This window comes from Legionella parisiensis, from assembly GCF_001467945.1.
GTDB classification, from domain to species: Bacteria; Pseudomonadota; Gammaproteobacteria; order Legionellales; family Legionellaceae; genus Legionella; species Legionella parisiensis.
On the sequence record NZ_LNYQ01000012.1, the window covers coordinates 89,245 to 105,454 of the forward strand.

Here is a 16,210-nt window from a genome sequence, read left to right on the forward strand (position 1 = left end):
CGAATAACTCTCAGTAACTGTTTTGTGCCTCAATTTTTAGCCTCCCTTGCCGCATCGCAGTGGCGACTGGAAACAGAACATTCCACTTATGAATGAGTAATAACAGTAATGAAGCTAAAATGAATTCAGAGAAGTTAATTACACCTAAATATGGAACATTTAATTCGGTTAGAAAGAATGCCAGCAAAAAGCCTTGCTGTGATAAGAAATAAATATTTAACCCGGATTGATAATAGAAAAACTGTATAAAATACATCAGTAAACAAATAAGAAAAGTACCAAAACATACTATCAGATAGTTATCAGAATAATTTAAAAGACCTATTAAACCCGGCAAAGAAGAAAACTTTGTTCCAGCCTTGATGTCCATATAGCTCTGGGATATTTTGGAATAAAGACTGACTTTTTGCGTCGGCTTTTGAAAAATGGCCATTTTAAACAAATCCCATCCAACATGTGGATAAGCAGTTGTAGCCAAAATTCCTTCAATACCTATCCATCGACTAATAGGTAATGACTTCAGTTGTTGCAACTGGAATTTCAGATTTGATTTATTATGTACTATTAACTTTTTCAGCGTTAACTGATCAGATTTTTTATTTCTCTCCGACTTTCTCGACTTTTTATCAGTGAATGTAGTCTTGTGCGAACTATTGTGGCTATAGAAATAATAACTTCGCAACATACTCACAGCACCTAATGAGATAATTGCGAGAACAACATAAGTGATTACTAATTTTTTATATTGAGTGACTAAAGAATAAAAACTCTCTTTGAATAAAATAAAAAAGCAAGGAATTATCCACATGATTAAAATAGATCGGCTTAAAGTGGCTACTGAGATCAAACATGCAATAATTATTGCGTAATGCCAATTTTTATAATCCTGCGTTAAAGCATCCAAACCCATTAAATAGGCTATCAATAAGGGTAAGAAAAATATCCAGACCCACGATAACAGAAAATTAATATGGTAAGGAAAAATAACTGCAGGTGAAAGACCTATCATATAAAAATGGGTTTTAAAATTAATACAGCTTATTCCTAAACTAACAAGGAGTAATAAAAGCCAAATTCTTTTGGGATTCTTCAGATACCACTTGGGCACTTCCATCTGGCTTTTTAATGATGAAACACCCTTATTGCTGTAAGAAAAACGACGACAGAGATAAAATAAAACATCGGCTGCTAAAATACCTAAAGCGGCATAACTTGCAACCATTAAAGCCCTATCCCAATAAAATCCCAAAGTGTGAACATCGTTCCAATAACCAGTAGGTTCTACAAATTCCACTCCCAATACTAAATAAAACATTAATTTCAGCCAAACGCCCAAAAATAGCATGATTTTAAAGTAGAAAGATATATAGCTTTGCGCCAAGGATAAACTTGAAATTAATACTGTTAACCATATTACGTCAAACATGAAATAATAGAAGTCTGAGCCTTTATAATGGGCAACGCCAAATAAAGAGAAAAAAAACAAACCCATTATTAAAATAATTGAATACTTCATTGATATCAATTTGCTTTGCATTTTTTTCTCCATCTCACCTCGTGAAGTGTGCGTCAGTGAAACTAGGAAATAGTCCTTTAATAATTTTATAGTGGCTCTGCAAACTCAAGCGATTTTCTTCCTGCCACACCGTGCTTGCATCTCTTCAGGCTATCCATGTACGTTATCTATACCGTTGTGCTATCTATTCCTCAGTTTTCAATTTTTTTGCTAACAGCAATTTCCTTATGCCTTGATCAAATATATTTCTTAATACCCTAACGCATCGATGCAAACTTTTATTAAAAAGTGCATTAAAAATGATATGGTATGTGTTTATTTTTGTAAGTTTCTGGGGCGCCAGTTTCATCGCTTTAAAAAAATATTTTACTCCCAATTTATATCGCCCTGATCGCCAGTGTGTTCTTCCAGAAATTAAATACGCTTGGCTTAGAATTAATGGGGCCAATTCCAGCAATCTAGTATCAGTAGTACCATTTAAAATAGCTGACATTAATTTTACAAACTCATTCGCACGCTCCAGCGACGTATTTGCAAAACTTGCTGATTGCTCATGTACTCGATGGGATCCAAGAACTACGGGCAACCTTATAAAAGGTCCTAGCTTTGCTAACCTTGTATGATATTCAAAATCACCAATCAAAGAGTAATTACTATCCCAACCACCCATTTTATTAAACGCCGATTTCAGAAAAAAAGATCCTACGGCGATTGGTGTTCCGCCGCGAATAAGCATTTGATAGTAATCGTAATCAGGTGTCGTAAGTTTTCTTATAAGCTTGGATTGATTATCAATTAAAAGATTATCACCGTAGGTTAGTACAATGTTTGAATTTTTCTTGAACTCAAGCACTGAGAGACTTACCGCGTTCGCAGCGAGTGTATCATCTGCACTCAAATACCCAATAATGGAACCTTTACTCATTGCCCATCCTTTATTCAAGGTTCGAGCCTGCCCCATATTCTCATGGGTTTCATAAAAAAAACGGCCTTGATATTTTTTTAAATAATCAGTTGTTCCATCTGTAGACCCATCATCTAATACAATCAGTTCTATATTAGGGTAATCTTGAGCTAAAACACTTTCTATTGCCTCTTCAAGATAGGGAAGAGCATTGTATGCAGGTATAACTATCGAAACTAACGGCTCTGCATTATCACCCATGACTTCTCCCTACCCTTAAAATAAAACAAAGAAATACTCATCATAAACAACCAATAAATAAAATAGGTCAGGGCAAAAGCGTATGTCACTCCCACCACTCCAAACTTCCTTAAAAATATATGACCAAGAAGTACAAATATTAACCCAATCATACATTCACCGACAATGTACTCTTTAGTTTTTGATTTTGCAAGAAGCAAGTACGTATAGGTCCACCCTGCAATTTTAAAAAAATCACCAATCAATTGATACAAAAATAAACTCTCAGCAGCCATAAATGTATCGTCATAAAATATTAAGAGAATTATTTTGCGTGAAATATAAATAACAAACAGCATGAGTGCAATTAAGGAAAACAATATCTTTTGCACTCGCCTCATTTCCTCTTTTAAAGAGGTGTTGTCTTCTAGTTGAGATAATTTGGGTAAATAATAAGTAGTAAGTATCGTTGTAACAAACAATAAATAAGCATCAGATAACCTGAGCACGGATTGCCACATGCCAACGGCATCCCATCCATATAATGTATGAATATCATTTCGAACAAATACTTGGGATAATGGAACAGTGAGTGTACTTATAATGGTCATCAACGAATAGTGCAATAATTTAAGCAGCTGCTCTTTTTCAATTCGAAATGAAAATAAAGAGCGAAACCATTTTTCACGATAAACAAACCCATAGGCAATAAAAAAAGTGATTCCCTGAGATAAAACAAACGCCCCCAGTGCCCCTTTTAACTTATAATGGTTTGTAAAGAAAGCAATTAAAATCAAACTCACAATACTGCTTAAAACATTAACACAAACCAATAATTTTATTTTGCCTAACCCATTAATAATTGACGTTATGAGCAGATACATTGCAGTAAATGCTTGTGCTGCCAATAGCCATTGCAGCAAATAGAGATAATCAGTTGCCCCCAAAAACATATGAGCAAACGAAGTACTAAAAATAAGGGTGAGCCCGATTACCAGACAGGAACAAAGGAGTGTATAACAAAACGCTGTAGATAAAAAAGAATACAACTTTTCTGGTAAATTAGTATATTCCGCAACATATTTAATGACTCCTAATGTAACGCCTCCTCCAGCAACTACTGAGATAACATTAGCAATAGCCATAAACTGCCCCAATACACCAACCCCTTTTGGACCAGTATAAAGAGCCACTAGTTTTAAGGATAGAACACCAATGAGAACTTTAATTAATGTAGAAGTCCCCGATAAAATTGATGTCTGAACTAACTTACCTTTCATGTTACGATCTCTTGGAATCTATCATGCAGAATCTCCTGTTTCCTTATATAAGGAAATCCTACTTTTAAACACAACTGTTTCCGAGGGAATTATCCAGATTTTTTCTCCACAATAACATCTCTTCAATAACCTCATCCCACGTTTTTAAATGGCGAGTAGAAATGTTATCTTTTTTAATATGGAGCATCGTTCGGGGCAAATTTTCAACAGACAGTGTCTCAAAACTCATTCCTTTTAATAATTCTCTATGCGGGCCTATATCTGATATATATGATTCATCGGCAAGAAAGACACCTTCTGATACGCCGTTAGAAGAGTTCTCAATGTGGGTAGTTGAAATGTAATATTTTGTCTTCAAAAGGCTATTGAGTACCTCTTCTCTTGGTACAAAGCCCTTGATGATAATATTCTTATTCGTTTTCAGGCTAGCAGGAATAGACTTTTCATCACCAATAATTATCAATTTCAATTCAGGGTTGTTTTTTCTAAGGCTTTCATATACATGGAATGAATCTTCTACCGCTTTATAGCGATAGGTTCCTATAACCGTCGCAATGTTATCTCTTTCTTTCGGTTGTTCTTTTAAATTTAAAAATAATAACTCTTGATCACTCCCATTCATTGACAAAACCTTTTTTGATGAATATTTATCATCAATAAAGCTTAAAGAAAAATTTGATTCTGCAGAAATGACATCCGCATTTTCGAAATTTTTTTTAATCCTTGAACCGAGACAGGTAAATTTCAACTTGTCAAACAATGATAATGGAATATTACGCGTGCACATGGGTAAAATATTACTTAGATGAAACCAATTTATTTTTCCGAACTTATAATATATTGGAATACCATACGAATAATAAAATTCTGGCGTCCCTATTTCTTTTTGAAAATCTTTTAAATAAAAACAATCATTGAACAACCTTCGCAATTTGGATTGTTTTACAATGATGTACTGATTATTAGGAAATTGTTTTAGCAAATACTGGCAGAATGGATGAATGATAAAGTATGCGCCCCCATTGTCGTTAAACCACTTTGCATAAGCAACAAGCCTGTTTACCCCTCCACCAACATAAGAGACCGAAAAATTAAAAAGAAACTTATTTTTTAGCATGAGCTAACCTTACTTAATAGTTGCTGTTCCAGATATGAACAAGCCGAGATGTAATGATGTTGCCCAAGACATTTTTCCGCTAATTTAACATTCGCTATAGAAACACGTATTTCGTTGATATTATCTGCATAATCCACGTCCAAAGAAATGCCTTTGCTTTGTAACGTCGTAAGGAGTGTACTTGTTGAAACACCTTGGCCACTGGCAATATTTAAGATAGGAATACCCGTTACAGTTAATAATCGTTCATAAGCCCAAACGATATCATCTACATGAATATAATCGCGTATGGCTTGTCCTTTATTAAATAATGTGATTCTTTTTTCTGAAAAGTGGGCATCGATTAAGCGATAAATCATTGAAAATTTGTCTTCTTGCCCACCGTATAAATTGAAAATTCGCGCAAGGGTATATTCAATTTTATGCTTGTTACAATAAAATGAAATTAACTGTTCGCAAGCAAATTTTAAAGCACCATGAATGTTCATAGGCGATGCGGGCATTGTTTCAAGGCAATTTTCATTTGAATTAGCGCCATAGACAGAACTACTGCTTGTATAAATTATTTTGTTGATTTTTGTTGCATTGGCACCAAGGATATCCAAAATAACTGCAAGATTTGCAATCGAATTCTTTACTATTGTTTCAGAGTTTACCTTGAAAAGTTCCGTTGATTTTTGAAAACAATTTAAAATGACGTTACAACGTTCTGTACTATTAATCAGATCAATTAATGATAACGGGGTGGCTACTATGTCAGCCGAAGAAAGCGCTACACACTGAGTTTTACCAAACTTTTTTAGTAACGCATTTGAAAGATTACCTCGTCCAATAAGGATTGTTTTCATTATCTTGCTCCGAAACCAGTAAATATAACCCTTATGGTTTTTATAATGATTTGAATATCCAATAAAAACGATAAATTTTTCACGTACTCTAGATCGTAAGATACTTTAATTTTTGTAGTATCTTCAGAATCCGCATACCCCATTTTAACTTGGGCATAACCAGTGATTCCCGGTTTTACGAGGTGTCTTACCTTATAATCTGCTATAGTTTCTGTATATTTTTCAGCAAGCTGCATCGGTTCAGGTCTAGGACCTATTAAACTCATATTTCCTATTAATATATTTAAAAACTGTGGCAACTCATCAAGCCGACGTTTGCGAATAATTTGGCCGAACTTAGTTACTCTGGGGTCATTTTCTGAGGCATAAACTAGCTTTTGATTGTCATTACGCATGGTTCTAAATTTATACATTCTAAAGGCCTGATTACCTCGCCCCATTCGCTCTTGTATAAAAAAAACAGGACGTCCCATGGTAATTAAAATGATAAGAGAAATAACGAAAAATACGGGACTTAATAGAATTAAGATGCACAAGGATAAAACTCTTTCAAGAAAAGAACGAAAAAAAAGGTAAAACTGGGTGCGTCCTTTTAAGCGGTCCATATGTATAAAATCTCTTCACCTGGAAAATAGTGGGATAGGGTATACTGAGTAACTCCATAGTTCAAGTCTGTATTTCCCTTAACATTGCTTTAGTGAATTACGCGATGAGAAAAGCGTTACAAAACAACGCATAAGCAAATGAGCGAGGGGTTGGACTCACTATGCACAGAAAATTAAAAATAGCGTTATGTGTCATTGATTATTATTAGCCCAAAGATAATGCTGCGGTATCTGTTTCTATTTTAATCGTTAGGGCTTGTTTTTTGCTGGTTTTATTTCTAGTATGTTGCCTGGTTTATTAAGCTCTATTGGGCTTCTTTTTATTAAAATTTGGATAAGTGATTTAATGAGGATATTATTAATTTCACAATATTTTTGGCCTGAGACATTTATTATCAATGAGTTAGTTCAAACTTTAACTCAGCAAGGTCATACAATAAAAGTATTAACGGGCAAACCAAATTATCCTAATGGAGAAATCTTTGCTGGGTATACAAGACAAGGAATTGTTTCTGAAAGTTTCATACCTGGTGTCACCGTATTTAGAGCACCTCTACGAGGCCGCGGTAAAGGCGGGGCAAAGAATCTTATATTAAATTACCTATCTTTTGTTATTAATGGATTGCGTTTTTTTCCTTCTGCGATAAAAGGGGAATCATACGATGTTGTATTCGCATTTGGTTTATCCCCCATTACCTCCATAATACCCGCTATTTTCCTAAAATGGCGTTTGAAGAGCCATCTTGCTGTATGGATTCAAGATTTATGGCCCGAGAGTTTAAAGGCAACCGGTTTTATTCGAAATCCATTTCTATTGTGGCTGGTTGGTCAATTAGTGCGTGCAATTTATTGTTGCTCCGATACGATTTTAGCTCAGTCGCACGCATTCAAAGCACCTATTTCACGCTATGCAAAAGAAAACAAAATAGTTTATTATCCTAACTCGTATAAAGAATCCAATAGTACAACAACGGATGTACCTAAAATACCAGAAAATCTGTTGAACGAACTGGACTCTAAATTTTGTGTGGTTTTTGCAGGAAATTTGGGAATCGCTCAGTCCCTGCCTACTTTAGTAGATGCAGCAGAGCAATTGCAGGACTTACCCGATTTTCGTTTGGTTTTTGTGGGCAGTGGCAGTATGTCCGAATGGCTTGGCCAGCAAAAAAAGGAAAAAAAGCTAGATAACATTATAATAGCAGGTAGATTTCCTGCCCTGGAAATGCCACATATATTGAGTCGCGCAGCAGCATTGCTTGTAAGTTTAAAAAAGGATGAAATCTTTTCTTATACTATCCCAAGTAAAATTCAGGCTTATCTGGCAGCAGGAAAGCCAATTATTGCTGCTCTGGATGGGGAAGCTGCGCGTGTAATTGAAAGAGCGGAAGCAGGTTTGACTTGTCCTTCTGAAGACACCCAAGGACTTGCTCAATGTATTCGGACGATCTACAAGCTTGATTCTGTAGAGCGTAATAAAATGGGGGCATCAGGTAGAGCTTATTTTCTCGAGAACTTTAACATGACAACTCAAGCAAATAAGTTAATTGAGATTTTAAATGAGAGGATAAAGTCGGCAAAATGATGAATAAAAAGATTTTAGTTTTAGGCAGTACAGGAATGCTGGGAAATGCTGTCTTTAGATTTTTAAGTACTAATCCACAGTTTCGGGTATTCGCAACAATGCGTCATGCTCAAGACAAACGATTTTTTGAAAATGTATTACACGATCAGATAATAACTAATGTGGATGTACTTAATAATGATGCATTGATGGATGTATTTGCGAAAGTTAATCCCGATATTGTTATTAATTGCATTGGCTTGATTAAACAACTTGCCATTGCAAAGGATCCTTTAGTAACGCTGCCTATCAATGCGATATTCCCGCATCGTCTTGTTAAATTATGTGCTTTATCCGCTGCGCGTTTAATCCATGTAAGTACGGATTGTGTTTTCTCTGGACGAAAGGGGATGTACAAAGAAACAGATTTGTCCGATGCTGAAGATTTATATGGAAAATCTAAATTTATAGGCGAGTTAAATGATTTTTCAAATGCTGTAACTCTTAGGACATCAATAATTGGCCATGAGTTAAATAGTAATTACGCATTAATTGACTGGTTTTTATCGCAACAAGGAAGTGTAAAAGGATATAAAAAGGCTATTTATTCCGGTTTACCAACAGTCGAGTTAGCTCGAGTAATTGCCGAATTTGTTCTTCCTAATGATAATCTTTCAGGTTTATACCACGTATCATCAGATCCAATTGACAAATTTACCTTACTTAAATTGGTAGCAGAGACCTATGGAAAAGTAATTGATATTATTCCTGATGATCAGTTATGTATTGATCGCTCACTTGATTCAACGCGCTTTAAAGAAGCGAGCGGCTATACTCCTCCTTCTTGGCCGGATTTAATTTTGAAAATGAAGGCTTTTAACCGATTAAATTTGGATAACAATTCTCATGTTTGACAATAAAATATTAATGATTACTGGAGGAACGGGGTCGTTTGGTCATACCGTGCTAAAACGTTTCCTGGATACTAATGTAAAAGAAATTCGCGTTTTTAGCCGTGATGAGAAAAAACAAGAAGATATGCGTATTGCTTTAGCAAACGATAAAGTCAAATTTTATCTTGGTGATGTACGTGATTACGAAAGTTTGCGCTATGCGACAGCAGAGGTAGATTATATATTTCATGCTGCGGCATTAAAACAGGTTCCTTCTTGTGAATTTTACCCCATGGAAGCGGTTAAAACGAATGTCATTGGAACTGAGAATGTTCTAAATTCAGCGATTGCAAATGGCGTAAAACGTGTGGTGGTTTTGAGCACAGATAAAGCAGTATATCCAATTAATGCAATGGGGATGTCTAAGGCAATTGCAGAAAAAATTATGATTGCGAAATCACGAATGATACCTGAGGCAGGTCCACTCATTTGTGCTACCCGTTATGGCAATGTCATGGCCTCCAGAGGCTCTGTTATTCCCCTTTTTATTAATCAGATAAAATCCAGAGAGCCGTTGACCATAACTGATGCGAATATGACGCGTTTTCTAATGTCACTCGAAGACTCTGTAGATTTAGTATTGTATGCCTTTCAATATGCCCAGCAAGGCGATATTTTCGTACAAAAGTCGCCCGCTTCTACAATCGGCGATCTCGCGCAGGCTTTAAAAGAATTATTTAATTACGATAAACCAATAAAGATTATTGGTACACGCCATGGTGAAAAACTTTATGAATCATTAGTTTCACGAGAAGAAATGGCTAAAGCAGAAGATTTGCAACGCTATTATCGCATCCCTGCTGATAATCGTGATTTGAATTATAAAAAATACTTTGTTGAAGGTGAAGAGCATATTTCTGAATCGGATGATTACACCTCTCATAATACTGCGAGACTGGATGTGGAAGGAATAAAGAAACTGCTTTTACAGCTAGATTATGTTAGGAATGAACTCCAATGATAAAGGTAATGAGTATAGTAGGAACAAGACCTGAACTAATCAAAATGAGCCGTGTTATTGCAGAATTAGATAATCAAGTTCATCACATATTAGTTCACTCAGGCCAAAATTATGATTATGAATTAAATCAAATATTTTTTGATGATCTTGAAATACGTAAGCCAGATTATTTCCTCGGCGTTACTGGGGAAACTGCAGCAAAAGCAATTGCTGATGTAATATCTAAAGCAGATGACGTGTTAACAACAGAAAATCCAGATGCTGTATTGTTTTATGGAGACACCAATACCTGCTTGGCAGTAATCGCCGCAAAACGAAAGAAAATACCCGTCTTTCATATGGAAGCAGGTAATCGTTGTTTTGATCAGCGAGTTCCCGAGGAGTTAAATCGAAAAGTTCTTGACCATTTAAGTGATATCAATATGGTCTTGACCGAACATGCCCGTCGTTATCTGATTTCCGAAGGCATCAGGCCAGAAACCATAATTAAGACAGGCTCGCATATGCACGAAGTATTAGAGCATTACAAGCCCAAAATTATGGCTTCTGATGTTTTGGAACGAGAGTGTTTAACAGAAAATAAGTATTTTATTGTGAGCGCACATCGAGAAGAAAATGTTGATACTCCTGAAAACTTACACGATCTACTCGAAACACTAAGAGCACTTGCTGACACCTATAAATATCCGATTATTGTTTCCACCCATCCACGAACACAGAAACGCTTGGAGGCTTTTAGTGACTATAAGAGCCATGAATTAATTCGTTTTGTTAAACCCTTTGGCTTTCTTGATTACATTAAGCTGCAAATGAATGCCTTTTGTATCCTTTCAGATAGCGGCACAATTACTGAGGAATCCTCCCTATTGAATTTACCCGCCGTAATGATTCGTTATGCCCATGAACGACCCGAAGGAATGGATGTTGGTACATTGATTATGAGTGGATTAAAAAAAGACAAGGTTATTGATGCAGTGCGTGTCGTCACCAGTCAAAATGTTTCTAGAGAGCGCGTAATACCCATAGTTTCTGACTATCAGGATAGAGGAGCTGTATCGAAGCAGGTCGTCAGGGTTGTACTTAGCTATGTCGATTACATCAATCGTACCGTATGGTCTAAATATTAGGAGTGATGCTGTAAACATCAAAATAAAAATAAAGATTTATAATAGGTTTGATGTTACTATTGCGTTATTTTATTAAGATTTATTAAAGGTGCATAGTATGCAATTGATTTTAGCATTCTCATTTTTCATCTGGTTTACTGATGCCTATGCATATTTAGATCCAGGGACAGGTAGTTTATTTATCCAGTCAACCATCGCTGCAATTGCTGGAGGGATTTTTATACTAAAAACATATTGGCATAAGCTGAAAGCAAAGTTATTTTCAAAAAGGGAAAAAGCTAAAGATGCACATGATGGTGAATAATTGCAGTGAGCAGGTTCATAAAAAAAATGCACATAAATCATCGTTCCGCGATCCTGGCAGTCAAGTTTATAAAATAAACCATGAGATTTATCGTCAAATTAATCAGTCAGGGTACTCTGATTACCAACAATTAATGCAATCAGGACTTTACGATAAACTTCAGTCATTGAACTATCTTATTCCCCACTGCGAAGTTTCAATTGATTTTGCATTAAATGATCAGGCATTAGTTGTTTTAAAACCCGAAAAAATTGCCTTCGTTTCTTATTGTTATGAATGGTCTTTTTCACAGTTTAAAGATGCAGCCTTGATGACGCTTGCCATTGCAAAAATTGCCATTCAACATGGGATGATTCTCAAAGATGCGAGCGCTTATAATATTCAGTTTCATCAGGGTAAGCCTATTTTCATTGATACAGGTTCTTTTACACTCTATGAGGAAGGAACTCCCTGGAGCGCTTACAACCAATTTTGTAAACATTTTTTAGCTCCCTTGCTGCTCATGGCAAAAGTCGATATTCGTCTTGGTATATCGATGAAACAGTATATTGATGGAATACCGCTTGACTTTGCTAGCCAGATGTTGCCTTTTAAAAGTAAATTTTCTCCCTCTATATTTGCTCACATCCATGCGCATGCAAAACTTCAGCAGAAATATGGCGATATCAATACTGTTAAAATTAACAAACGCAAAGTAACCAAAGTCGGTTTATTAGGATTATTGGACAATCTGAACTCATTAATAAAAAAATTAGAATGGTCCCCTATTAAAACAGAGTGGGGGGACTACTATAATCAAACGAATTACTCTGATGCTGCAACGAAACACAAGGCTGAGATTATCAAACGTTTTATTGCAGAAACTCAGGCAAAATTGGTTTGGGATATGGGCGGTAATAATGGTTACTACAGCCGAATCATCTCAAGTCTTGGGGCACAGGCTATATGCTTTGATATCGATCCTGTGGCAGTGGAAACGAATTATCAAAAAGTAAAAAAAGATAAAGGCGGACTTATCTTACCACTCCTACAAGATTTAACTAATCCAAGTCCTGCATTAGGCTGGGAACAAAATGAGCGATGTGGATTACAGGAAAGAGCAAATGCTGATCTAGTAATGGCATTAGCTCTTATACATCACCTGGCAATATCCAATAATGTTCCTTTAGAGCGTATTGCAGAGTATTTTTCTAAGTTAGGCGAGTATTTAATTATTGAGTTTGTTCCTAAAGAGGATTCGCAAGTTCATCGTCTTTTAGCGAGTAGAGAGGACATTTTTGTAGAATATGAGATTAACTCATTCAAAAAATATTTTTCACGTTATTACCTTATCTTGGAAGAATGTCCCGTTTTAGACACTTGCCGAACAATTTTTTTAATGAAAAAGATAAAATAAGTGACCTCTTATTAAGAAAGATGACCGATAATTAATCTAATATGAGAATTTAGCCACAGCCATCTATTTAAATCTTACCTATTTAAGGGAAAAGGGAAAAAGGGCTGTTGCAGCTTGCTACTACTTTGAGAAAAGTGCATTTAAGGTAAATACGCCTTATTTTTCTGCGCAATAAATCTACTGTCTTTGCATAGAGTATGATTTTTTAACTTTCTTTAAGGCAAATTTGAATTGTTTAAAAAATGTTCCCTGCATCCCAGGGAGTTCAATAAACTTATACGTACATGAGGCGATAGGAATAAGAAGCCCTATCATTAGAAAACTTACTAAAAATTTAATCATAAGAGCAGAATATAAGATATTAGGATACATTGCATTATTAACCAGTTTTAATACTAAATATTGCATTAGATAAATACTATAGCTAATTTGTCCTAGAGCTAACAACGGCTTGTATTGTAGTAGTTTGGGCTTTCCTAAGACAATAGAAATAAAGAGAGAACTTGTTAATAGAAAATGCTTGTAATTATAAACTTCCGGGGTAAAAATTGAGCCTATTAACAACGGCAATGAAAGACAAGAGAAAAATCTTGATAATCGGACGTTAACGGAGAAATTAGGAAAATAATGTACGATTAAAGCAGCGATACTACCTCCAATAAAGAAAGGCCAAACAACTTTAGAAGTACTGTAAATGTAAAAATCACGCACTGCCAAAATAATTACAATAATTAATATGGCAGTTCTTTTATTTGTCGAATCTAAAGATATAAAATATAAGACAGGTAAAACTAAATAAAATCTCCACTCATAGCTTAATGACCATGCAATACCAATTAATTCCATTGCGTTATATTTTTGAAATACGAGAAGATCATAATTAGGTAAGTATAAATCGGTATTGTGACCAATGAAACCGAAACTTAGGACATTAATACATCGTATAAGAGTATCCCAGATAGATACAGGGGTTCCCATATAATTCAAACTTAATACGATAGTGCATAGGGACAAGAAGATATAAAGAGGAACAATTCTAAGAATACGCTTTTTATAAAAATCTGTGGGGTTAATTCCGCCTTGAAGCGCCTTTTTAGTAAATAAATAAGCAGTCAAAGAAAAAAATATTTGAACACCTAGCCCTCCTATTCGGTTGCCTGTAAGAGGAATGCCAGGAATTTGCAAGTATGATAATAAAAATTGATTGACATGACAGGCTACTACAGCCAGAGCAGCCAATCCTCTTAACCCCTCCAGCGCTTGTTCATTATTGCGACCCGTATCAACAATGTGCAATAAAGATCTCCAAGGAAGCACACTAAGGAATGCAATCAGAAAAAAAATCATAAAAAAGAATACTTGGACTATGACATGAAACATAACTTATCCAATAAATTGTAAGACTTTATAATATCCGTAATCATCGCCACTATTTATATAAATCGGGTGTTAAATTGCAGAAAATAAATTTGTACTAATTAAAACAGCCTTATATTATGCATGGGTTGCCTTAATTTTACTATAAACTTGAGAAAACATGGCATGCCAATTAATTTTGAAAGGGAATACAAGTCTTAGTAATTCAAGTTCATATTTAACACAACACAGTTATTACCGAATATGTTAAGATAGCCCCTCGTTTTTAATTTGCTGTTTAAATTAAGTGCATTATTTTTTGGCCGGACTAGGACAAGGCTGACACATAGAAATGAAACACTTTTATCCTAATGAGAAAAATAAATGTTAGACACCTTATATAAAAACTGGCGCTATTTGTTCATAACTGCTTTCTTTTTAACAGCATTACTTACTGCATTTTTAGCGGATAATAGTATAAATATACTAAGCTCCGAAGCATTATTTAGTTATCTTGTATTAATATTATTAAGTCTTATACCCGGATGCATCATGGTTTTTGCTAATGCGCACATCCGAATTTTAACTGCAACGTTTCTAGTACTTTTGTTTATAATAAGTCAAATAAAAAGTTTTCCTGTTTTATCTTATGGATTAAAATACCGTTATATAATACTTTTGGCTGCAATTTTTATTGCATGCATTTTCTATTACTTACGTCATTATTTAGACAAATTATTGTTTGTTTTTTTTGGAACATTATGGGTAGGCAGCTTTTTCATTTCCAAGCATCCTTTGTTAACAGTACAAAATTTTAATCAAGAAAGAAATCATACAAATTTGAATCTTCCCCCTTATATTGAAGTTGTTTTAGATGAGCATATTGGCCTTGAGGGAATATCCCCCAAAGACGATCAGAATAATCTTGCATCTGTGTTAAAGGATAAATATATCAATCTAGGTTTTAGAGTGTATGGTAAATCTTACAGCCGAGACTTTCGCTCTATCGCTTCATTTGCAAGTTTTTTAAATTTCAAGCCTATTGATAACTTAAAAGATTATATTTTACATGACGATGAAGAAGATAGGCATATTCTTACCCAAAATGCGCTTTTTGAAACTCTTTCAAACAAGGGATATGATATCAACATTATACAAAGCTCCTATTTGGATCTGTGTGCAAAACATAAAAACTTTAATTTGACAAAATGTATAACTTACAAGCACACCGCTCCTGTACCTGTAAACCCTGTGCTTAGCTCTAGCACAAAGACTATTGCAATATTGGAACAAGTATTTTCTAAATTACGATTTGATCTTTCCAAAATTAAGAAAAGTAAACTCTGGTCTATGCTTCATTTACCTCAATCGGAAAATCAAAGCATATTGACACCATCTACAGCCACTTACCAAGCGTTTAACGAGGTTGAGAAATTAGCAAAAACGGTACAAATAAATAATGCTTATTTTATTCACTTACTCTTACCGCATGCTCCTTATGTATTTAATAAAAATTGTGACTATATTGGCGAACGTAAAAACAAGACTAAGGCATATTTTGATCAATTAGAGTGTACACACAAATTAATTGGTACACTTTTAAAAACATTGGAGACTAATCAAAATACTAAAAATAGTATTATTGTCATCCACGGGGATCACGGCTCTAGAATAGAAGAGCCGGACATCAGGTTAAACTATAAATTCACAGCAGAGAATATTGTAAAGAATTATAGTGCTTTTTTTATGGTTAAGAGCCCTTTTAGTAAGCCAGGTTATGATCAGGCAGCATTACCGCTAGATTTTTTATTAAAAAACATTTTTACTAAAATAGAACAACCAACTCCTGATAACATAAAAAAGACTATATATTTGCGCAGTGGAAAAGATTTTGATCTTGGCAAAAGAACAATGCCTAATTTTTCACATGGAATTGTGTTGAGTCAAGGTATAGAGAAAGTCTAGCGTCCTATACCTGTTGAGCCGCATTAAATTGATTAAATATGAGTGTCATTAATAAAAAAAATCAAAAGAATATGGGC

Annotated in this window: 14 protein-coding genes; 7 read left to right on the plus strand and 7 right to left on the minus strand. The window is 34.9% G+C overall.

Annotated elements, in window-relative coordinates; all coding sequences use genetic code 11:
• Window positions 1–10: 10 nt before the first annotated feature.
• The 6 genes from Lpar_RS03085 to Lpar_RS03110 all read right to left on the minus strand — a co-directional run bounded on the left by Lpar_RS03085 (window position 11) and on the right by Lpar_RS03110 (window position 6,510).
• Window positions 11–1,537, minus strand: a complete 1,527-nt coding sequence (locus Lpar_RS03085; RefSeq protein ID WP_058516535.1) for a hypothetical protein — start codon at window positions 1,535–1,537, stop codon at window positions 11–13.
• A gap of 163 nt (window positions 1,538–1,700) precedes the next feature.
• Window positions 1,701–2,681, minus strand: coding sequence for a glycosyltransferase (locus Lpar_RS03090; protein ID WP_065236060.1), 981 nt, complete (start codon window positions 2,679–2,681; stop codon window positions 1,701–1,703).
• Entirely contained in the window at window positions 2,657–3,940 is a 1,284-nt protein-coding gene (locus Lpar_RS03095) for an O-antigen translocase (RefSeq protein WP_058516536.1), read from the minus strand. The genes Lpar_RS03090 and Lpar_RS03095 overlap by 25 nt, the downstream gene beginning before the upstream one ends.
• A 64-nt stretch (window positions 3,941–4,004) precedes the next feature.
• A complete protein-coding gene (locus Lpar_RS03100) occupies window positions 4,005–5,057 on the minus strand; it encodes a glycosyltransferase (protein ID WP_058516537.1) in 1,053 nt (350 codons plus the stop codon).
• Window positions 5,051–5,905, minus strand: coding sequence for an NAD-dependent epimerase/dehydratase family protein (locus Lpar_RS03105; protein ID WP_058516538.1), 855 nt, complete (start codon window positions 5,903–5,905; stop codon window positions 5,051–5,053). The genes Lpar_RS03100 and Lpar_RS03105 overlap by 7 nt, the downstream gene beginning before the upstream one ends.
• Window positions 5,905–6,510 (minus strand): sugar transferase, encoded by a 606-nt coding sequence (locus tag Lpar_RS03110; protein ID WP_058516539.1) that lies wholly within the window; start codon window positions 6,508–6,510, stop codon window positions 5,905–5,907. The genes Lpar_RS03105 and Lpar_RS03110 overlap by 1 nt, the downstream gene beginning before the upstream one ends.
• Window positions 6,511–6,856: 346 nt before the next feature.
• Here Lpar_RS03110 and Lpar_RS03115 point away from each other — a divergent pair, with 346 nt between their 5' ends.
• From Lpar_RS03115 to Lpar_RS03140, 6 genes are all read left to right on the plus strand, one after another.
• The gene (locus tag Lpar_RS03115; RefSeq protein ID WP_058517056.1) at window positions 6,857–8,092 is read left to right on the plus strand and encodes a glycosyltransferase family 4 protein; all 1,236 of its coding nucleotides are present in this window, start codon (window positions 6,857–6,859) and stop codon (window positions 8,090–8,092) included.
• Window positions 8,089–8,985, plus strand: coding sequence for a dTDP-4-dehydrorhamnose reductase family protein (locus Lpar_RS03120; protein ID WP_237759335.1), 897 nt, complete (start codon window positions 8,089–8,091; stop codon window positions 8,983–8,985). The genes Lpar_RS03115 and Lpar_RS03120 overlap by 4 nt, the downstream gene beginning before the upstream one ends.
• On the plus strand, window positions 8,978–9,985 hold the full coding sequence (locus tag Lpar_RS03125) for a polysaccharide biosynthesis protein (protein WP_058516541.1): 1,008 nt from the start codon (window positions 8,978–8,980) through the stop codon (window positions 9,983–9,985). The genes Lpar_RS03120 and Lpar_RS03125 overlap by 8 nt, the downstream gene beginning before the upstream one ends.
• Window positions 9,982–11,112, plus strand: coding sequence for a non-hydrolyzing UDP-N-acetylglucosamine 2-epimerase (gene wecB / locus Lpar_RS03130; RefSeq protein WP_058516542.1), 1,131 nt, complete (start codon window positions 9,982–9,984; stop codon window positions 11,110–11,112). Before Lpar_RS03125 ends, wecB begins: the two co-directional genes overlap by 4 nt.
• Window positions 11,113–11,209: 97 nt before the next feature.
• The gene (locus tag Lpar_RS03135; protein ID WP_019232847.1) at window positions 11,210–11,416 is read left to right on the plus strand and encodes a hypothetical protein; all 207 of its coding nucleotides are present in this window, start codon (window positions 11,210–11,212) and stop codon (window positions 11,414–11,416) included.
• Window positions 11,403–12,812 (plus strand): class I SAM-dependent methyltransferase, encoded by a 1,410-nt coding sequence (locus tag Lpar_RS03140; protein ID WP_237759336.1) that lies wholly within the window; start codon window positions 11,403–11,405, stop codon window positions 12,810–12,812. Before Lpar_RS03135 ends, Lpar_RS03140 begins: the two co-directional genes overlap by 14 nt.
• 177 nt (window positions 12,813–12,989) lie before the next feature.
• On the opposite strand, the gene Lpar_RS03145 is transcribed toward Lpar_RS03140, so the two are convergent.
• Complete coding sequence (locus Lpar_RS03145) at window positions 12,990–14,192, minus strand: acyltransferase family protein (RefSeq protein WP_058516544.1); 1,203 nt, start codon at window positions 14,190–14,192, stop codon at window positions 12,990–12,992.
• A 360-nt stretch (window positions 14,193–14,552) separates the two neighbouring features.
• Here Lpar_RS03145 and Lpar_RS03150 point away from each other — a divergent pair, with 360 nt between their 5' ends.
• Window positions 14,553–16,133, plus strand: coding sequence for a sulfatase-like hydrolase/transferase (locus tag Lpar_RS03150; RefSeq protein ID WP_058516545.1), 1,581 nt, complete (start codon window positions 14,553–14,555; stop codon window positions 16,131–16,133).
• Window positions 16,134–16,210: the final 77 nt, after the last annotated feature.